The sequence below is a fragment of the Leptolyngbya sp. Cla-17 genome, from assembly GCF_016807185.1.
Lineage (GTDB): Bacteria > Cyanobacteriota > Cyanobacteriia > Leptolyngbyales > Leptolyngbyaceae > ULC077BIN1.
This window is the reverse complement of the sequence record NZ_JAEVYN010000001.1, coordinates 1,523,885-1,543,048: the sequence shown is the minus strand read 5'-3', so window position 1 is coordinate 1,543,048 and position 19,164 is coordinate 1,523,885. Positions and strand designations below refer to the sequence as shown.

Here is a 19,164-nt window from a genome sequence, read left to right as displayed (position 1 = left end):
GGATGTGTTAGGCGTTGTGCCAACACATCCTACAGAGTTGCCTAACACATCCTACAGAGTTAAGGCTTCAGCGACGTGCTTTTGAGCCACGGACGGTTTTAATAGGTTTCTCTTCTTTTTCGGATGGAGAAATGGGCAGCGTCAGGTGAAATTGGCTACCGCGATCCTTTCCTGCGGATTCTGCCCAAATGCGTCCGCCTAGACCGGCCACAATTTGGCGACAAATGGCAAGCCCTAGTCCTGTCCCTCCAGTCGATCGACGCAGAGCACCCTCTTCCTGATAAAAGCGATCGAACACGGTTTCCAGGCGATTAGATTCAATGCCGCGCCCTGTATCAGAAACAGTCACTTCTAGCATTTTTCCGCCGTTGGGCTGCGCTTGAATCAGCACTTTACCCGTCGGCTCAGTAAATTTGCAGGCGTTATCTAACAGTTTCGATAAAACTTCTACAACCCATTCACCATCAGATTGGATTAATGGCAGTTCAGGCGAAACTTGGGCGGTAATTTCGGGTAATGTTCCATCCATTTGTCGCGATCGCAGACTGCTCAGGGCAAGATCGACGCATTCCTGAAGGGGAAGTGGTTCCAGATGCCATTGAATTCGCCCACTTTCCAGTTGAGAGAGGGTCAAAAAGTCTTGAATTAGCTTTCGCATCCGTTCTGCATCAGTCAATGCCGTACTTAGCATGACTTGGCGCAGTTCTTCAGGCATATCGGGTTCGGTGGAGAGGCTTTCTAGGCACACTTGAATGGTGGAAAGCGGTGTTCGCAATTCATGTCCAGTGATAGCAATCAGGTTGCTACGAGTGCGATCGAGGGCTGCAAGCTGTTGATTTAGGTCTTCCAGGTTGGCATAGGCTTCGGCTTGGATCAGCGCTACCCCAATTTGGTTCGCGATCGCTTCGATCAGCCCCACATTGCTTTCATGCCAGTCATGGGCAGTATCGCCACAGTGATGCACTTCCACCATGCCCAGCAAGCGATTCTGATGCACCACAGGCACCATCAACCAAGCCTTGATCGCCCAACGCTGCATCTGCTCCGTTGGTACCGCAACTTCCTCCTGTCCTAGCAACCAAACATCTGCCGGGGTATGAGGCATACAAAGAGGCTCTTGATGTTGCGCGACCCATTGAAACAGGGAATTATCTGCCAGATTCCAGCGTTGACCAATTAGCGATTCCACCCCCTGGTTGAGCGATTCGTGCTGGAGGGTGACGGTGACATCCGTGGCACGACACCGATAGATTAAACAGCGACAGGCATCTAGGGCTTGCCCCAGTTCCTGTACGGCAACTTTGAAGATTTCATCGGGGTCAAGCGATCTCCGAATTGCCGAGGTAATCGAATTGACTAGGCGCTCTCGTTGTTCTTGAGCCGCGATGGAGCGGTATGCCTTCAACAACTTGTATTGCCCAGCTTGAATGTAGGTCACCAAGCGTTCGGCAAACGGCCCTGGATCAACATGGCTAAAGCTAGCTTGGGCGTTATCCACTAATACCGTTTGCGCTGCTGACACTTTATCGACGAGTTCTGGGCGGTAAAGTACCACTTTCGTTAACAGCAACTCTGCTGCTTTACATGCCACCGATCGCTCAAATGTCCAAATACCTTCAAATCGGCGAGATTGATCAGGCGGCAAATGCAGAGATGATTCCCCTGGGGCTGTATAAACCTGACGTTCACGACAAATCAAGCAAGCGGCATAGTGAGCACTGACCACAACCAAATGCCATTCTTGGGCGAGGGCATCTGTTTTATCAAAGGCGATCGTTTCATAGCGATCCGAGCGATTGGCAAAATCAGTTTCAGGTGCCGCCAGCACATAGACCTGCTCTGTGCGATCGGCAATTCTCAAATAACGGTGAGCTTCTTGACGATAAAATCGTTCCCGCTGAAAACTAGCAATCACCACAGGCTGATCTACCCCTGCCAAAACTTGATCCTCCATTGCGTGAGACAGCGCCGTGAGAGAGGATTTGAAGTAAATTTGGGGTCTTAAGTCGGGCAGGGAAGCGAGCAGATCTTCCAGAATGGAAGGAGAGCGACTGATCAAGATAGAACTCTACTTGAATAAACGCGGAAGCCTCACTCCGGTAAGAAGTGATGTCTCCAAAATTGCGAAATCTAAGCCTACTATACCGCCTAAGCTTTATCGGCAAAGAGATCATACGATTCTTATTGTTCTATTTGTCTCTATCGGCAACTTTTTTTGGTTTAGAGAGTTCTGTCAAGGCTGGGTATTTGGGAAATTATCTCGACGGCTCAATCAAAAAACGACAGCCACATGCTGTTCCTTATGCAAATGCCAGGTCAAAAGATTGCAGCAGGATTAATTTTGAACGTGAGATTAAAGAGTTTGCGTGACTGATTGGCTTAATTTTTGTCGCTGCAATTTCAATTTTCAAGCGTCTTTTAGGCATCTTTTTGAATTGTTTTGCTGTAGCCACTTCTACAGAGTTTTGTAAGATGGAACAATTAAGATCTTCTTGGTTGACACACTTGAATCCTTTGACTGATCCATCCTCTCTATCGGTCTATATTCTGATTTTTCATGGCAGTTCCGATCCACGATCGCGAAGTGCCTCAGAAGCTTTGACTAGCCATTTCCGCGATCGCGTATCCTCCACTCAGCCAGCCGTTGGGGTAGCAAATAAATCGACGATTGCAGTGAAATCTGATAGCTTTTCGTCATTGGAGCAAGGCACGTCCTCTCTGCTGCAAGCACAGCCTTTTGATCCAGATCTTTTCGTTCACGCTGCTTATTTAGAGTGCCATCCGTTGCCGTTGCATCAGCAGATTGAGCAGATTGCCCAACAGATTCAAGCAAAAAATCCGCTCAAAAAGATTTCTTTACGATTGCTGCCAGTCTTTTTGTTGCCTGGAGTGCATTTGCTAGAAGATATTCCGGCGGAAGTTGCTCAAGCTCAGCACTTATTAGGGGACAGCATGATGCTAACTGTGACTGCTCATCTGGGTTCACAGTTAGGGTTAGGGCAGTTGCTCAACGAACGCATATCGCCTCTGCCGATGGATGCTTGGATTTTACTTGCCCATGGCAGTCGCCGATTGAATGCTAATCAACCGATCGCAGCCCTTGCCAATGATATTGGTGCAACCGTTGCCTACTGGTCAACGCCACCGAACCTAGAATCGCGCTTGCAAGAATGTGTTCGCTCAGGCTACCAACACATTGGCATATTGCCTTATTTCTTGTTTCCTGGCGGTATCACCGATGCGATCGCTCAAGCCATCGCCCAATTTTCCCAGCAGCATTCCACTCTCAAAATCACCCTTGCCGAGCCTCTGAATGCTAGTCCCAGACTGGTTGATTTACTCATAGATTTGGCAAACGAATGACGGAAGGCGCTTGACGATTGACGCAGGATACGCCCTTACCTTTCGCTGTTCTCACTCTAAAACTCAAGAACTCTGCACTTCATCTTCTGCCTTTCCTAACCCTCTACCTCTACTCCTGACAGGCTCCTGCTATGAATCAACTCGGCAAAGTCTATCTCGTTGGTGCTGGACCCGGTGATCCCGGCTTAATGACCCTTAAAGGGAAATCTCTTTTAGAGAATGCCGATGTGGTGATCTACGATGCCCTGGTCAGCCCGCAAATTTTAGCGATGATTAATCCGAAAGCGGAGCAGATTAATGCTGGAAAGCGGCGGGGAATGCATTCGTTAGTGCAGGAAGATACTACTCAATTACTGGTGAACAGAGCCCAAGAAGGTGGCTGCATTGTGCGCCTGAAGGGCGGAGATCCATTTATCTTTGGGCGAGGTGGCGAGGAAATGGAAGAATTGGTGGCAGCCGGGGTTCCCGTGGAAGTAGTGCCGGGGATTACCTCTGGGATTGCAGCTCCCGCCTATGCAGGCATTCCTCTCACCCATCGCAACTATAGTTCTTCAGTTACTTTTGTCACAGGGCATGAAGGTGCTGGAAAATATCGTCCGGCTGTGAATTGGCACGCGATCGCCCATGGCTCAGAAACCATCGTGATCTATATGGGCATTCACAACCTTCCCTACATTATTGAGCAACTATTAATCGCAGATTTAAGCGCTACAACACCCATTGCTTTAATCCGCTGGGGCACTCGTCCAGAGCAAGAAGAACTTGGCGGCACCCTGGAAACCATTGTGCAAAAGGTAGAAGCAACAGGATTTTCGGCTCCTGCGATCGCGGTGATTGGGCAAGTTGTCAATCTTCACGCAATCCTGGCAGATTGTAGACCGCCCCAATCTAGATCCTAGCTTTTACCACTCAGTTGCTTGCTTGACAGCCGCTTAGTTGGCAAAGTCAATCAGTTCCTCTTCGGCGGGGTCAAACGCACGCCAGCCAGTCGCTTGACAGATCGAGCGAATCACACCCATAACAACTGCATCATCCCCGGTATAAACATCCAAACCCAGCATCAAAATTGGCTCGTCGTCTGGGATATAAAATTCTAAATGGCACTGTTCACTAACCACGCCACCCCGATCTGGATGGGTTGGATGAACTGGAAACTTCCAATCTGGACAGGTTTTAGACAATACGGACAGGACTTCTGATCTGCGTCCTAAGGGAAGCATATCCGCGTTGGTAACCCCTTCAAACGAGGTGATAGTCTTAGAGATATTGATAAGATCGATTTGCCGAGTCATGGATCACTGTGATGAGCGTTTGTTAGGAGCCGAGGATATTCATTTAAAGTAGTAAATCGAGTAGTAGGTAAAGCTTCAGAAGCCAGATTTGCTGGCAATCGGGAAGTTAATCTAAATCCTAATAAACTCTCTGATCAGAGTGTAAGATATTGCCACCCACTCACCTCGTAAGTTTTCTAACTTAATTTCTACTAAAAATTCCACTTAAAATGATTGTCCCTGAATGAGTGTATCTGGTTAGCGAAGAAGTTGCCTGCACAAATTGAATTACAAGTTGACGAAGAAGAAGCTGGAGAACGGCTCGATGCGTTTCTAGCAGAGCAGTTGGTTGATTTATCGCGATCGCGTGTACAAAAACTTATTGTTCAGCAACAGGTGATTCTCAACGGTGAGATTTGTCTCTCCAAAAAAGAATTGGTGCAGGCCGGCGATCACATCCATCTCACCATTCCCGATGCCGAGCCACTTAATCTTCAGCCAGAAGATATCCCCTTAGATATTTTGTACGAAGATGCCGAACTGCTGATTGTAAATAAGCCTGCTGGGTTGGTGGTGCATCCAGCCCCTGGACATTCCAGCGGCACCTTGGTCAATGCGCTGCTGTGGCATTGTCGCACTGACGGCATCAGCACCCTGTCGGGCATTGGCGGCATTCAGCGTCCCGGCATTGTGCATCGGTTAGACAAAGACACCACCGGCGCGATCGCCATTGCCAAAAGCGATCGCGCCCATATTCATTTACAGCAGCAGTTTCAGCACAAAACAGCGAGGCGAGACTATCTGGGTATCGTCTACGGTGCACCCAAAACTGAAAGCGGCACGGTGAATGCACCCATTGGTCGGCATTCAGGCGATCGCCAAAAAATGGCGATCGTTGCCGAAACCGATGGTGGACGAGCCGCAATCACTCATTGGCAAGTGAAGGAGCGAATTGGCAATTATACGCTGATCAACTTTGAGCTAGAAACGGGGCGGACTCATCAGATCCGGGTGCATACCGCTCATTTGGGACATCCCATCGTAGGGGATCCGGCATATGGACCCAAGGGTTCCGTGGGAGTCAATTTACCAGGTCAAGCGCTCCATGCCTGGAGATTGCGGTTGCTGCATCCCGTGTCAAACGAGTGGATAGAGGCGATCGCTCCTGCTCCAAGTTCCTTCACAACCCTGTTAGAAGTACTGCGAAAACGTCAGTAAAGCAAGAGGAAAGTGCGGGATGCGGAGTATGGGGTTAAAAGCGATCGCCTCTGAATTCGGATCTCTCCAGCCCATTGCTAAAAGTGCTGCGACAGTACCAGCAAAGTGATTAGGAGTGTATAGCTGACATAAATACGTCCACTGCATCAACTCCGCACCCCGCACTGCCTAACTATTTGATTGGCGACTTTACGCTCAGGATTATTGCGGTTTCAGCAGGGTTACTTTAAGAGTAAAGTTGCCCGCAGAAACCTCACCAAACGATCGCACTCGAATAGAGTAAGTGCCCGTTTTGGTAATGCGGGTAAACAACAGTGAATTGGTGGTGCCATCGGGTCCATCATCATTTTCAGCAACCGTTGTACCGTCGCTAGCGAGTAGATAAACAATCGTGTCAAAGTTATCAGATGCTAGGTCGATCGCAAGTTGGCTGCCTGCCTGTAGCGGCACCACATAATCACGAGCAAAGCCTCCCTGTCCGGTGGGAATGTCTCTATTAGACAGCTTATCGACAACATTTTTGCCCGGTGTCAGCGGAATCGGCGTATAAATAGGCGTTTGAGCATTGATAGTAGATAGATTCGCACTGATAGCCACATAGGCGATCTGGAGTGCAACAGCGTGAAAGAGAGCAAAAAAGCGAGACATGAAAAATCTTCCGGCGGCGCAATATAGGCGATTCACCTAATTATGACCCAGAGACTTAGGAATTCACTTAATTAATCGGTTCGTCTGCGCTAATGCTGCTTCTAAATCAGATAGCTGCACTGCGCCTGGAAGAGGTTCTCCATTCATCACAAAAAACGGTGTGCTCTCAACGCCTAACTTTTCCGCTACTTCCAAATCTTGATTGATGGCGGTTGTCGCCGTGCTACTCGTGCGATCGCTCTCAAACTTCGCGAGATCTAGCCCCAAAGATTTTGCCGTTGATTGATACAATGCCTCACCCAGTTGCTTTTGATTAGCAAACAGGGCATCGTGAAATTCCCAGAATTTGCCCTGTTGTCCCGCTGCCCATGCCGCTTTAGCCGCAGGTAGCGCCTCCGCATGAATTGAAGTCAGCGGTAAATGCTTATAAGTAAGCGTTACGGTATCTCCATGTTTCGCCATAAATTCTTTCAGCGTGTCATTTGCTTTGGCGCAGTAAGGACACTGAAAATCGGAGAACTCCATTAACAGCACTTTTCCATTTTTCGAGCCTTTGGTTGGCGATTTCCCAATCACGGCTTTGGGGTCCGCTTTCATTTGCTGCAAAAAAGATTGTTGTGCTTTTTGCTGAGCCTCTTGCTGCTTTTTTTGGTAAGCCTGAACTGTTTCTAAAATGGCCTCTGGATTCTCACGAATGATTTGTAGGACTTGGTCGCGGAGTTGAGGATTAATTTCGCTACCACCGGCTTCTGCGGGTAACCACCGATTAATCAACACAATGCACACTACCGCCAACAGCAATCCGGGCAGCCGCTGAAACTTGATGAATTTTCCGATCTGCTTCCAAACCTGATTGCGACTCATAGATTCTCCTCACGCTTTACGCTTCGACACTGCCTGGCGCAAACTGATAAGTCAACGCTGGCGCAAACTGATAAATCAGGGCTATCACGAACGCCCCTATTCTGCCACAGGCATCTTCAAGTTGGGGTTGCAAGGTTGTGACATCGCTTCCCAATCCCCAGGAATGGCTGATGCCACTTGGCACGGAGGCGATACACTAGGAAAGCATTTGCGTCGCATGAGGTACGGCATGGCATCCATTCGGGAGTTGCACCAACAACTGATTCAAAAAGAGCGATCGGCAGTAGAAGTGGCTCACGAAGCCCTCGATCGCATTCAGGCAGTGGAACCAAAACTGCACAGCTTTTTGCAAGTAACGGCAGACTATGCCTTGGCGCAAGCCCAACACGTTGATGCCAAAATTGCGGCGGGTGAAGAGATTGGACTGTTGTCTGGCATTCCCATTGGCATCAAAGACAACATTTGCACGAAAGGCATCCGCACGACTTGTGCCTCTCGCATTTTAGAAAATTTTGTGCCGCCCTACGAAGCTACCGTCAGTCAAAAGCTGATGGATGCAGGCACCATTATGGTGGGCAAAACGAACCTAGATGAGTTTGCCATGGGCGGCTCAACTGAAAACTCTGCGTTTCAGCGCACCGCGAACCCCTGGGATATTTCTCGCGTACCGGGTGGCTCTTCCGGCGGATCAGCAGCGGCGGTAGCGGGTGGTGAATGCATCATTTCTCTAGGTTCGGATACGGGCGGTTCGATTCGTCAACCGGCTTCGTTTTGCGGCATTGTCGGAATGAAACCCACCTACGGTTTGGTTTCGCGCTATGGATTGGTAGCGTTTGCCTCGTCGTTGGATCAAATCGGTCCCTTTGCTCGATCAGTGGAAGATGCAGCAATTTTGCTAGGGGCGATCGCGGGACACGACCCCAAAGACTCCACCAGCCTCAAAGTGGAGATTCCCGACTACAGTCAATTCCTAATTCCTGATCTCAAAGGCAAAAAAGTTGGCATCATTCAAGAAACCTTCGGCGAAGGATTGAGTCCTGATGTAGAAAAATCAGTGCGGGCCGCTATCCAGCAGCTAAAAGAATTGGGTGCTGAAATTGTCGAAATTTCTTGCCCCCGCTTTCGCTATGGCATTGCCGCCTACTACATCATTGCTCCCTCTGAAGCATCCGCAAACCTTGCCCGCTATGACGGCGTAAAGTATGGTGCCCGCGCCGAAAACGCTGACAACCTGATGGAAATGTATACTCGTACCCGCGCTGAAGGCTTTGGAGCGGAGGTGAAACGCCGGATTATGATTGGCACTTACGCCCTATCCGCTGGCTATTACGATGCTTACTATCTGAAAGCGCAAAAAGTTCGCACATTAATGAAGCAGGACTTTGAGGAAGCCTTCAAAAAAGTCGATGTACTGGTTACCCCGACCGCTCCTTCCACTGCCTTTAAAGCTGGCGATAAATCTGCCGATCCCCTCAGCATGTACTTGATTGATCTGATGACTATTCCCGTCAACTTGGCCGGGCTTCCAGGCATCAGCATTCCCTGTGGCTTCGATGCTGATGGCTTACCCATTGGTCTACAGCTAATCGGCAACGTCCTCCGTGAAGACCAAGTATTTCAAGCCGCCTACGCTTACGAGCAATCCACAGACTGGCATCAAAAAACACCCAAGCTTTAGTGGTCTCTAAGATGAACGTCCGATAGTGGCAGCACGGACGATCGCGGCAAACATTGCGTCGGGCAGCAGTTTGCGTAACAGCAGCAGCATACCAGCATTGCCTCCAGCCGGATAGCGCAGACGTTGGATGCCATCTGTTGCGGCTTGGAAAATCACGGCAGCGGTCACTTCTGGGGGAGATCCGGTTTCTCCAGATTTAGTCATATTGGGCATGACCTTTGCAATAAAGCTGTCATAGGCAGTGAGACCGGGCTGTTGAGATATTTCGGGCGATCGCGTATAGAAATCCGTCTTAATCGGACCGGGTTCAATCAGTTTGACTCGAATATTGAAGGGTTCCAGTTCATATTGCAACGAGTCACTAAAGCCTTCTACAGCCCACTTGGTTGAGTGATAGGGGCTATACAGCGGAAATGCAATCCGTCCACCAATGGAGGCAATGCTTACGATCACACCAGAGCGTCGCGATCGAAAATGAGGTAAAAATGCGCGAGTCACTTCCATTAGCCCAAACACGTTGGTTGCAAACTGCCGCTGAATTTGCTCTGCGGTGCAGGCTTCAAACGCTCCAAGCAAACCGTAGCCTGCATTGTTGACTAACACATCAATGGCGGCAAATCGTTCCAATGCCGCATCCACAGCCGGCTGAATCGAACTGAAATTTGTCACATCTAGCGGTAAACACAGCACATTATCCAACTGGGCAAGGCTAGTCGCCTTTTCAGGCGATCTCATGGTTGCCACTACATTCCACCCTTTTTGGTGAAAAAGCTGAGCCGTAGCATAGCCAATCCCTGTAGAAGCACCCGTAATAAAAACAGTTTTAGGCATAGAAAAGAGGTGTCAGGTACTGCTCACTTTCTACGGAAAAATCCCGCATTCGGTTTGTTTTTGCCAATGTTCAGCTTATTTGCTAGCGACTTCAGTGGGTAGCCTGGTTAAGGGTTCATCCCCAATGTTGGAGTAACCTTGATCGTGCAAGGGATTGTAGGTGACATCATATTCAAACACGTATGCCCAAGTTTCTTTACGTGTCCAATTTGCTAGAGGATTGACCTTTAACCGCTGTTGTGAATCCAGTTCAAAGATAGGTAAATTGGCGAAGGTGGACGCTTGGTCGCGGCGATTTCCAGTTAGCCATGCGATCGCACCTAGTTCCGCTAAGCCCCGTTGCAGTGGCTCAACCTTCGTCAACTGATGAAACTTATTGCTATCCTTTTCCCACAGGGCTTCACCGTATTTTTCGGCAAAGTCTTGCCGCATAGTCACACCAGGGATTTTATAACTTTTGAGATTGAGACGGTAAAGATGCTTCGCTTTTGCAACTAAATCGAGTGTTTGAGGAAAGTGGTGCAGCGTATCTAGAAAAAGGACAGGAACGGAGTTTGGTGGCTGCAAATCACGATAAAGCAAATCTGTAATCAACAAGTCATCGACGCTAAAAACACTCGTTTGAACCAATCCAGTTGGAATATTAATAACGCACCAGGCAAGAATATCTTTGGGGTGAGCCTGCTCAAATTTTTGGTTAAGCCGTTTGAGATCAAGGCTAGCGGGGTTAGTCAGAGGTTCAATAGACTGGTTCATTTTAGATTTAGTTGCTTGCTCTAATCCGCGTTGTAACTAACATACCCAAATCTGGTTAACCTTGCATGGCGATCGCAGCAATTCATCCTGCTTGATACTCACCCTGACCAATAGGATGATTAAGATAGGCGAGTCCTGTAGGAAACGCTTTGCGGAACCGCGCCAAAGGAGTTTTCATTTATGCAGTTAATTTTATATAGCAAACCAGGTTGTCATCTTTGTGAAGGGCTGCAAGAAAAACTAGAGCAAATTCACAGCATTCTATTGGAACTAGAGATTCGAGACATCACCACGCGAGATGATTGGTTTCAACAATACCAATACGAAATCCCCGTGTTATTTTGGGTGAAAAAAACTCCACTACTCAACCTCTCTTACGGAGAGACGCTGAGTGAACAACACTCGACACTTTTTTCCATTACTCGCCCTTCTCCTCGTGCCACGATCGCTCAGTTGGAGCAGATGCTACAGAAATTGCTCCTTGATCCGGCACAATAGAAGTTCATTTTGTGAGGAGGTGCTGACATGAAGCTGCGAGAATTGCTAGCTGCATCTGGGATTGTCCCAACGGCTGATCACTCAGCGCTGGATGACGAGGTGACAGGCTTATCCACTAATTCGCTGGCGTGTCACCCAGGAGATTTATTTATTGGAATGCCAGGAACACGAGTCGATGGGGGCGAGTTTTGGTCAGGGGCGATCGCGGCGGGTGCCATTGCCGCGATCGTGTCTCCTGCTGCTGCTGGTAAAGCATTACATAGTGCTGAAACCGCTTTCAATGCCTGCATCATTCCCACAGAAAATATGTCGCAAGTATGCGCTCAGCTTGCTGCCGCGTTCTATCATCAGCCTGCCCAAACCTTAAAGCTAGTGGGCGTAACAGGCACTAACGGCAAAACCACCACCACCCATCTAATTGAGTTTTTTCTCAACTACGCGCAGAAGTCCCCCGCCCTTTTAGGCACCCTCTACACCCGCTGGAAGGGCTATCAGCAAACCGCTGTCCACACTACGCCCTTTGCTGTGGAACTCCAAAAGCAACTTGCCGATGCGGTGAATGCCGGGTGCGATTATGGCGTAATGGAAGTAAGCTCTCACGCATTGGCGCAGGGTCGGGTGCAAGGCTGCACTTTCGAGGTCAGCGTGTTTACGAACCTGACCCAGGATCACTTGGACTATCACGCGGATATGGAGGAGTATTTTGCTGCCAAAGCGCTACTGTTTAACCCAGATTATTTGAAAGGACGGGCGGTGATCAATCTGGAGGATGGCTACGGTAAGCGGCTACTTCAGACTCTGACTCAAGAAAAATGGAGCTATAGCACGCAGGATAGTAGCGCAGATTTGTGGACAAGTGACCTGAGCTATGGAGCCACTAGTGTTAGCGGAGTGCTGCATACGCCTAAAGGAAGCACTCGGTTCATGTCGCCTTTGATAGGGCAATTTAACCTAGAAAATTTGCTGGCAGCGGTCGGCGCAGTGCTGCATCTAGGGTTGGACTTGGACGCGATCGCGGCAGCGTTGCCTCACTTCCGTGGCGTGCCTGGTCGCATGGAGCAAGTGCAGCTTTCACCCGATCAGGACATCAGCGTGATTGTAGACTATGCCCACACGCCAGATAGTCTGGAAAATATGCTGAAAGCCGCCCGTCCCTTCATCACTGGACAAATGATTTGTGTATTTGGCTGCGGCGGCGATCGCGATCGCACCAAGCGCCCACAGATGGGTCGCATCGCTGCCGACCTTGCCGATGCAATTTATGTCACTTCCGACAATCCCCGCACCGAAGACCCCCAGCGCATTTTGGAGGATGTGGTCGCAGGCATTCCTGAAGCAGTGAATCCAATCGTCATGGGCGATCGCGCCGCCGCCATCTGCGCTGCCATTCTCCATGCCCAACCGGGCGACGGAGTTCTGATTGCTGGCAAAGGACACGAGGATTATCAGATTCTTGGCACTGAGAAAATTCACTTCGACGATCGCGAACAAGCAAAAATAGCACTAATAGAAAGAAGGGGCCTGACGCAATCGTTCGGCTAGGTCATTCAAACTTTTTTTCACTTCAATTGAGGTGATCTCTTCTATCCAGACATAGCCCTAAAAAACGGCTCAGTTTACCCCGTGATTAGAGCTTGAAATCGCTGGCGGCTGGCGAAGAGATATCTGGCGACACCTCCACCCTAGAAGATTGAAGCGTGTTAGAAAAACTGCGCGAAGGTTAATCACTTTTGGTGCCAGTCAGTGCTACTCACTTGCTGAATCAGGTTCGCGGGTGCTCTCTAGTTTATCGCTCGCCAAATGAGTATCTTCGTACAACGAATCCATACTCATTTGTAGATTCACACTAGTAAGGTGAAGGGTGTCACCCAAATTAAAAGAAAACAGAACCCAGCGCCCTTCTTCGTTACGACGAAAACAATCAACGCGCTGGCGCTTTTGGCTGATCAGTACATATTCTTGCAGACTGTCTAGCTGTTGACAATCGGCAAACTTATCGCCCCGGTCAAAGGCTTCTGTAGATTCAGATAACACTTCAATAATTAGACAGGGATAGCGCTTATACAAGGGAGTTGCTTGATCTCGCTGATCACAGGTCACCATCACATCGGGATAATAAAAACAGTTGAGCGCCTCAATCTGAGCTTTGATGTCTGAGATAAATATCCGGCAGCCGCTACCGCGCAGATGATTTTTGAGGACTGCAAAAAGGTTTCCAGCGATCGCATTGTGAGTGTCAGTCCCCCCTGCCATGGCATAGATTTGCCCATCCCGATATTCGTGTTTGACGGCACTACTTTCTTCTTCAGCCAGATAATCCTCTGGAAAGAGATAGGGAGTTTGAATCGCGATCATATCGTCGGTGATTTGAACAGCAGATTTCTAAAGTATGGTACTCATTTCACATCTTCACTAACACCTTCAAGGAAAGCTACAAGACCTTTACCCCAAGGATTAGACTCAGTAAAGTGCTCTCCAACTTTAACAGTTGCTTTTTTGCCACCATTCCAAAGTCGTTTAATGCTCATCAAATCTTGCCATTGGGGAAGTTGTTTAGCTTTAATATCTTTGAATTTTACATCAATGATGCTAAGTGCCTGTTGTTCATCTTGTACAAAAGTGTATTTCTGCTCCAATGCCTGAATGATTTGTACCACGACGGCTAAAGCCATTTCGGGGGAAGATTGCTGAGTATTTTGAACGTTTTGAATAATCTTGGGGTTACTATCTTTGGCGGCGTAATTGACTCCAATCGTGGCACCTTGCTGATTAAAAATGGGTGGTTGCTCTGACATGAGTGTGAGTTCCTTTACAGATTTTTCGATGTAGTTACCTTGTATATGAAAAATGTGATGTGGGGAATCAGCCATTGTTTTTAACATCTGTTTTATATTTTCTAGCACATGGATAATGTGTGAGGAAGCAGTAGGTGGAGATAGCTTATTCTGATTGTTTTGAAAGGTTAATTGTGCCGCAAATCGTTTGGCTTGAATTTTCGGATCTGACTTTTTACTAAGCTTCATAGCATTAGCCTGTACGTCCACAGTCTTTTTAGTAAGCTTGATGTCAAAAATATCTAGCCAGTCTTCAGTAGAAAATAACTCATCCTCACTCACTCCTGTAGCCAAGCTATTGATGGTGTTATCAATCAGGATGCGTTTATCGATCAGTTTCTTTTTAATCCGTTCTTCAATGGTGTTTTTCATCCAGAAGCTGTAGATTGTCACACCTTTTGTCTGACCTATGCGGTGAATTCGATCCTCAGCCTGATTCATTTTAGCTGGATTCCAAAGATGATCGAAGTTAATAACATAGGTCGCTTCAATCAATGTAAGCCCCTCTGAGGCAGTTCCAAAAGTCGCTAGAAAAACGGTAATCTCTGGTTTACTCTTGAAATCGCTTTTTGCCTGCTCTCTCTGTTGTGGTGATCCTTTATAAAACACATAGCCAATCTCTGTTTGACTTAGCAAATGAGCAATTTTGTCTGTCCCTTCTGAACGATACTGCGAAAAGACAAGTACCTTTTTATGATTAGCTGCAATGGTTTCCAGTAATTCCAACAGTAAATATGTTTTAGGGCTAGTTATTTGTTCCTTAGCAAAGTTACAAATCTGCTTCAATTCAGCCAGCAAAGCGAAGATATGCCGTTTGATTTGAAATGTTTGTTTTCCATCTAATGAAGTTTCGATCTTGTGACGACCTGTATGTAATGCTTGGTTGTAAGCATTTCTCTGAGCATCATCTAAATCCAACCAAGCTTCCTGTCTTTCTTTATCAGGAAGGTCTTGAAGTACATCCTGCTTCAAGCGACGCAACATGAATGATTTGATTGCATTTGAGACATCTTGGGATGAATATTGCACGCCTCCCCTAAATGTTCCTGGACGAATGAAATCAAATAGTGATATTACATCATCCAACCGATTCTCAATCGGAGTGCCAGTTAAAGCCCAACGATAGTCTGCTTGAAGGCGACGAATAGCTTTTGCTGTCTTTGTCTCTCGATTTTTGACAGTTTGAGCTTCATCCAAAATAATGCAATCGAACTGTTGTAAGTTGGTGAGTACATCATCATTTAAATCGATTCTTAAGGTGGCATAAGTTGTGATGTATACATGAAAAGGTTTTTGCCAATCAAGTTTCCTTTGCTCTTTTTTGCCGCCACGCATCACAGCAACCAATAATTCTGGTGCCCAATGGTAAAAATGTCCGCTCCATCCCTCAGAATTACCAGTTTTAATACTTAAGTCAACGCTGCCAATCACGGCAGAAGGACAAACAACTAGAACCGATTTTATGTGTGCTTGACGAAACAGTAACCTTAGAGCATTCACAGCTTGTACAGTCTTCCCAGTCCCCATTTCATCAGCTAGCAGTGCTGATGGAGTATCAAATAAAAATCTGATGCCTTGCTTCTGATAACCACGCAATGGATTGTAGAAATCCAGGTCATTATGAACTTCTAGAGATAAAGGTGGTAGAAGAATAGGGTGCAGAATTTCACAGTAGCTTAGCGATTGGGACAGAATCTTATCTTTACTCTCATGCTCATTGTTCTGTTCTTTAGAAAAGTCCTCATATTGTTTTAACTCTTCCTCGTCATCATCTTGACCAAAGCAGCACTTCAAAATCCCTGGTCTCTCAAAAGCAACAAATGAGTTTTCTAGAATCTGGGAAACATCTAAAGAAACAAGCAGATACTCTAGTTCCGCCAGTACTGATACTTCAAAATTAGTAATCTTTTCTGTAAAAGTTTCAGGAGCTATGAAGAGTTTTACATATGCCTGTGAACAAGCTACTGCTTCAATTAACCAATCAGTTAACTCAAAAATTGCTGGTACTGTAACCTTTATTTTGCTAGAGCCAAAGATTTTAGGGGTAGTGCAAGGTTGTAACACCTCATAGGTTGCAGGTCTTTTCGGCAACAAGTTAGCTGATGGTTTACTCGTTGCCATTACCAAGCAAAGATCATCAGACACCAAAGTATCAAAAAGCCGAAAAGTCGGCGAGATAATTGATGGCGACTGGATAATCCAACCGGAAACCGGATAAGTTTCAGCGGGACGGACACCCGATGCTACACGGGTAATCCGCCTTGCAATTCCACGGATCGGGTTCATAAACGCTATCTATCGCCTAACTGGCGACCATGAACATCAACACAAGCTCTTTCGATGCGTTCAAACGGCTCCATAAGATCTCTTTGTAAAAAGATTACTTGTAGCTGTTCAGCGATTGTTTGCAGGTTTCCCGCGAATTTTTCAGAGGTATAGATTTTTGCTGGTGGGTGGTTTGAGTTATGCGGATTCAGCATTTTAGGTTCAACTCCTTTTTGCATCAGGGGTTGATCCGCTTTCATTATCCGAATCGTTGGAATCTCCTGCTTGCTAATGATGCTCATCAGCAAATTATCACGAACCAAAACCAGATCAGGCTTAGTCTCTACCGCATCAAGAAGAGGTAGTCCCAGCAAATCTACTGCGATGTGTTCATTCAACAGTTCACCGTAAAGGGTTGCCTGAAAGCTCTGTGGACGAACAGGTGCTGTGATGCGAAACTCAAGTGGTTTTGTGTCCATAGCAGTAACCAAGATAGCTCCACGTGTAGCGGCTCCATCTTCAAAATGCTGTATTCCAAGAAATCCAATTGTAGTAATTTGCATGTGTGGCCAAATGTCAATAGAGCACAAATATCCAATGAGTCTGTTTTATGCTAAGTGATCGCTACTGCGTTTCAAAATCCATTGAAAACTCAAAAACTTTACAGTCCCGATTAATTCTTCCGGCTACTACCCAGCAAGTGTATCCTGATTAATCCCGAGATCGTAGGACACAATGTCGATGGTCTGGTCTTCACAGGTGTAGGGCTGATAGCGATCGCTTCAGGAGCAGTTCATTAATGATTGAAGCCTGCGATCGCGGGTTGATAATAAAAAGGGATTTCGCAATCGCACCAAGAGGAAACTTGACTTAAACACACCTCATTTTGCCGAATAGTCGTCTCAGGTCAGACAATGAAATGATGAAGCCTTCATACTTGTGGTAAAAGAGGCTAAAGAGTAACTCGATTCTTCAATTGATTGCCTGATGACTTCTCAGCCCATTGCGACGCTGAACTTGATGCTTGTTGAAGACGATCTGGTGTTTCGCCAGGATCTAATCACTAGCCTCCATGCCTACCCAGACATGCATGTGGCGTTAGAGGCATCCAGCGAGGGGGCGATCGCAGAGCTAGTGCAGTGGTTCGAGCAGGATAATCAGCGATCGCTTAATCTAATCCTGCTCAGTTTAGATCTCAGTGCAGCCAATGGCGCAAAAATCGGGCTGTCGCTGTGTCAGCAGATCAACGCTCGGTATCCCCAAATCCCTATCCTGTTGCTCAGCACCATTCCTGATTCTGCAGTGCTGGCGGCAGCATTGCAGACCCAAGCGATGGGCTATTGCCAAAAGGGCACTGCAATTGGGGAGATTGTTTTAATTATCCGCCAAATCGCCGCTGGGTACTCTCACTGGACTCAAGCAATGCGTAGCCTTGCCCAATCCTTAAAGTCTAATGTACCTAATTCTAATGTCCCTAATTCCAGCACAGCATCCCTTGCACTGCCACCCTTAACTGCGTTAGATGTGATGCGGCGAAATATGCGCCTGTCTGGTGTGCAGCAAATTGATGACGCGATCGCCCAACTGAACGCCCAACTCGACAGTGCTAATCTTTCCGTGCTGGATCAGCTATTTCTCACCGGGCGCAGACGAGAATTACAAACCGCTCGTTGGGTTGTCAATCGGCTGCTGACTTCTGAATCAGAGCGCTTTATAGAACGGTTGAAACGGTCTGGATCGTTGTCACAAACTGAGCAATCCATGCTGGAGCGATCGCAGCCTACTGCACAATCCGTCAAAGTAGCTATGACCGCGATCGCCCCAGTTTCCACGCCAACGTTGTACACCGAAATCAGCGTGCAAACCACTTCAGCCGATCACCTCCGCAGCATTCAGGCATCTCTGTTTGACAGCACCTTTGCCAAGCTGCAAGGTGCTTTGCACAACCTGAGCGATCGCCCTTTGGAAATTGATATTCTCAGCAGCGACAAAAAGCGAGAGTTGCTGGCGATCGTGCTCCGTCAACTAGAAGAGACTTTAAACGACTTGCGGTTTTCCAATCTTGAATTAGCGTATCTTCCAGAAAAGCGCAGCATGGTACTACGGAATCTTTGGCAAGCGGTGACTACTGATTTTTTTGGACAATATACAACCCTTACTTTAGGCAGTTCTCCCATTGAGCAAGTGCAACAGCCGACTATAGATGTGGTAGAAGTATTGCTGCTAGATGGTGATGTTGTCCAGGCGAATATTTTAGATAAGATTCCCGCAGTTAGCGATTTTTTGGCGCATCTACTGTTTCAAACACCGCTGCTGATTGACAATACAACCTATGCAGTGGGTTCTGTGGAAGCAATGGCACGGTTGGAGACAGTGCTGCAAAATATGATGATTCAAGTAGCGAATGCAGTCATGCAGCCTTTACTCAACCGCTTTGGAGATGCGCTCGCGATTAAGCAAACCTTCTATGATCGCCGCCTACTCTCCACCCGTGAAATTGAGCGGTTTAGAAACAACCTCTCCTGGAAGTACCGCGTTGATCGCTTCTTTAGTGAGCCAACCGCCATTTTTGAAAGTCGCCATCAACTGTATGTATTGGAACAGCAGGGCATTGTTCAAACATCTATTTACGCGCCTCGTAATCAGGAGCTTGCTGATTTGGGCGGAGTTCGGCTTGCGGTTACACTGGCATTGGAAGCACGAGATGCGATCGCCCCCCGTTTGCAATCAACGGTTTCCTTTGTCGGCAGCGGCGTGGTGTATGTACTCACGGAAGTAATTGGTCGCGGCATCGGCTTAATTGGACGCGGCGTAATCAAAGGCATCGGCAACGCCCTGCAAGACACCCGCTTTAGCCGACGGTAACTCGACATCAAGATAAATCTGAATGGTTCGACTGCTAAATCGCCTGTAAAGAACAATCAGAAGGCTATCGGTG

Annotated in this window: 16 protein-coding genes; 7 read left to right on the top strand and 9 right to left on the bottom strand. The window is 47.5% G+C overall.

The annotated features are described in order from the left end of the window. Positions 1-67: 67 nt before the first annotated feature. The gene (locus JOY44_RS06895) at positions 68-2,059 is read right to left on the bottom strand and encodes a DICT sensory domain-containing protein (RefSeq protein ID WP_197985025.1); all 1,992 of its coding nucleotides are present in this window, start codon (positions 2,057-2,059) and stop codon (positions 68-70) included. Between the two features lie 413 nt (positions 2,060-2,472). On the opposite strand from JOY44_RS06895, the gene JOY44_RS06890 reads away from it, so the two are divergent. Together JOY44_RS06890 and cobA are read left to right on the top strand one after the other, a co-directional pair. Continuing rightward, a complete protein-coding gene (locus JOY44_RS06890; RefSeq protein WP_171572909.1) occupies positions 2,473-3,363 on the top strand; it encodes a sirohydrochlorin chelatase in 891 nt (296 codons plus the stop codon). Between the two features lie 131 nt (positions 3,364-3,494). Beyond that, entirely contained in the window at positions 3,495-4,262 is a 768-nt protein-coding gene (cobA, locus tag JOY44_RS06885; RefSeq protein ID WP_171572908.1) for a uroporphyrinogen-III C-methyltransferase, read from the top strand. 33 nt (positions 4,263-4,295) lie between these two features. On the opposite strand, the gene JOY44_RS06880 is transcribed toward cobA, so the two are convergent. Further along, on the bottom strand, positions 4,296-4,655 hold the full coding sequence (locus JOY44_RS06880; RefSeq protein WP_171572907.1) for a hypothetical protein: 360 nt from the start codon (positions 4,653-4,655) through the stop codon (positions 4,296-4,298). Between the two features lie 249 nt (positions 4,656-4,904). On the opposite strand from JOY44_RS06880, the gene JOY44_RS06875 reads away from it, so the two are divergent. Next, entirely contained in the window at positions 4,905-5,852 is a 948-nt protein-coding gene (locus JOY44_RS06875) for an RluA family pseudouridine synthase (RefSeq protein ID WP_171572906.1), read from the top strand. A gap of 201 nt (positions 5,853-6,053) precedes the next feature. On the opposite strand, the gene JOY44_RS06870 is transcribed toward JOY44_RS06875, so the two are convergent. Then, positions 6,054-6,500 carry a PPC domain-containing protein gene (locus tag JOY44_RS06870; protein WP_171572905.1) on the bottom strand — a complete coding sequence of 149 codons (447 nt, stop codon included), beginning with the start codon at positions 6,498-6,500 and terminating at the stop codon, positions 6,054-6,056. Between the two features lie 63 nt (positions 6,501-6,563). After that, the gene (locus JOY44_RS06865; RefSeq protein WP_171572904.1) at positions 6,564-7,364 is read right to left on the bottom strand and encodes a DsbA family protein; all 801 of its coding nucleotides are present in this window, start codon (positions 7,362-7,364) and stop codon (positions 6,564-6,566) included. 229 nt (positions 7,365-7,593) lie between these two features. Here JOY44_RS06865 and gatA point away from each other — a divergent pair, with 229 nt between their 5' ends. Beyond that, complete coding sequence (gatA, locus tag JOY44_RS06860) at positions 7,594-9,042, top strand: Asp-tRNA(Asn)/Glu-tRNA(Gln) amidotransferase subunit GatA (protein ID WP_171573748.1); 1,449 nt, start codon at positions 7,594-7,596, stop codon at positions 9,040-9,042. A gap of 6 nt (positions 9,043-9,048) precedes the next feature. Here the strand turns inward: gatA and JOY44_RS06855 are convergent, their stop codons facing one another. Both JOY44_RS06855 and JOY44_RS06850 read right to left on the bottom strand, forming a co-directional pair. After that, the gene (locus tag JOY44_RS06855) at positions 9,049-9,873 is read right to left on the bottom strand and encodes an SDR family oxidoreductase (protein ID WP_171572903.1); all 825 of its coding nucleotides are present in this window, start codon (positions 9,871-9,873) and stop codon (positions 9,049-9,051) included. A 75-nt stretch (positions 9,874-9,948) separates the two neighbouring features. After that, on the bottom strand, positions 9,949-10,629 hold the full coding sequence (locus JOY44_RS06850) for a phosphoadenylyl-sulfate reductase (RefSeq protein ID WP_171572902.1): 681 nt from the start codon (positions 10,627-10,629) through the stop codon (positions 9,949-9,951). Between the two features lie 180 nt (positions 10,630-10,809). Here JOY44_RS06850 and JOY44_RS06845 point away from each other — a divergent pair, with 180 nt between their 5' ends. Together JOY44_RS06845 and JOY44_RS06840 are read left to right on the top strand one after the other, a co-directional pair. After that, on the top strand, positions 10,810-11,127 hold the full coding sequence (locus JOY44_RS06845; protein ID WP_171572901.1) for a glutaredoxin family protein: 318 nt from the start codon (positions 10,810-10,812) through the stop codon (positions 11,125-11,127). Between the two features lie 27 nt (positions 11,128-11,154). Continuing rightward, positions 11,155-12,669 (top strand): UDP-N-acetylmuramoyl-L-alanyl-D-glutamate--2,6-diaminopimelate ligase, encoded by a 1,515-nt coding sequence (locus tag JOY44_RS06840; RefSeq protein WP_171572900.1) that lies wholly within the window; start codon positions 11,155-11,157, stop codon positions 12,667-12,669. Positions 12,670-12,873: 204 nt separating this feature from the next. Here JOY44_RS06840 and JOY44_RS06835 read toward each other — a convergent pair whose 3' ends face one another. From JOY44_RS06835 to JOY44_RS06825, 3 genes are read right to left on the bottom strand one after another with little or no spacing between them, the layout of a single operon-like run. Beyond that, complete coding sequence (locus tag JOY44_RS06835; protein ID WP_171572899.1) at positions 12,874-13,482, bottom strand: Uma2 family endonuclease; 609 nt, start codon at positions 13,480-13,482, stop codon at positions 12,874-12,876. A 41-nt stretch (positions 13,483-13,523) separates the two neighbouring features. Continuing rightward, positions 13,524-16,247 (bottom strand): DEAD/DEAH box helicase, encoded by a 2,724-nt coding sequence (locus JOY44_RS06830; RefSeq protein WP_171572898.1) that lies wholly within the window; start codon positions 16,245-16,247, stop codon positions 13,524-13,526. A 5-nt stretch (positions 16,248-16,252) separates the two neighbouring features. Then, the gene (locus tag JOY44_RS06825; protein ID WP_171572897.1) at positions 16,253-16,789 is read right to left on the bottom strand and encodes a hypothetical protein; all 537 of its coding nucleotides are present in this window, start codon (positions 16,787-16,789) and stop codon (positions 16,253-16,255) included. Between the two features lie 424 nt (positions 16,790-17,213). On the opposite strand from JOY44_RS06825, the gene JOY44_RS06820 reads away from it, so the two are divergent. Then, positions 17,214-19,091, top strand: coding sequence for a DUF3685 domain-containing protein (locus JOY44_RS06820; RefSeq protein ID WP_171572896.1), 1,878 nt, complete (start codon positions 17,214-17,216; stop codon positions 19,089-19,091). Positions 19,092-19,164: the final 73 nt, after the last annotated feature.

Bases quoted from the DNA above. Each gene is read 5' to 3' on its own strand.
- JOY44_RS06855 (WP_171572903.1), bottom strand. From the start codon at position 9,873: ATGCCTAAAACTGTTTTTATTACGGGTGCTTCTACAGGGATTGGCTAT.
- JOY44_RS06850 (WP_171572902.1), bottom strand. From the start codon at position 10,629: ATGAACCAGTCTATTGAACCTCTGACTAACCCCGCTAGCCTTGATCTC.
- JOY44_RS06825 (WP_171572897.1), bottom strand. From the start codon at position 16,789: ATGCAAATTACTACAATTGGATTTCTTGGAATACAGCATTTTGAAGAT.
- JOY44_RS06840 (WP_171572900.1), top strand. From the start codon at position 11,155: ATGAAGCTGCGAGAATTGCTAGCTGCATCTGGGATTGTCCCAACGGCT.
- JOY44_RS06830 (WP_171572898.1), bottom strand. From the start codon at position 16,247: ATGAACCCGATCCGTGGAATTGCAAGGCGGATTACCCGTGTAGCATCG.
- cobA (WP_171572908.1), top strand. From the start codon at position 3,495: ATGAATCAACTCGGCAAAGTCTATCTCGTTGGTGCTGGACCCGGTGAT.
- JOY44_RS06870 (WP_171572905.1), bottom strand. From the start codon at position 6,500: ATGTCTCGCTTTTTTGCTCTCTTTCACGCTGTTGCACTCCAGATCGCC.
- gatA (WP_171573748.1), top strand. From the start codon at position 7,594: ATGGCATCCATTCGGGAGTTGCACCAACAACTGATTCAAAAAGAGCGA.
- JOY44_RS06880 (WP_171572907.1), bottom strand. From the start codon at position 4,655: ATGACTCGGCAAATCGATCTTATCAATATCTCTAAGACTATCACCTCG.
- JOY44_RS06820 (WP_171572896.1), top strand. From the start codon at position 17,214: ATGACTTCTCAGCCCATTGCGACGCTGAACTTGATGCTTGTTGAAGAC.
- JOY44_RS06890 (WP_171572909.1), top strand. From the start codon at position 2,473: ATGGAACAATTAAGATCTTCTTGGTTGACACACTTGAATCCTTTGACT.
- JOY44_RS06865 (WP_171572904.1), bottom strand. From the start codon at position 7,364: ATGAGTCGCAATCAGGTTTGGAAGCAGATCGGAAAATTCATCAAGTTT.
- JOY44_RS06835 (WP_171572899.1), bottom strand. From the start codon at position 13,482: ATGATCGCGATTCAAACTCCCTATCTCTTTCCAGAGGATTATCTGGCT.
- JOY44_RS06845 (WP_171572901.1), top strand. From the start codon at position 10,810: ATGCAGTTAATTTTATATAGCAAACCAGGTTGTCATCTTTGTGAAGGG.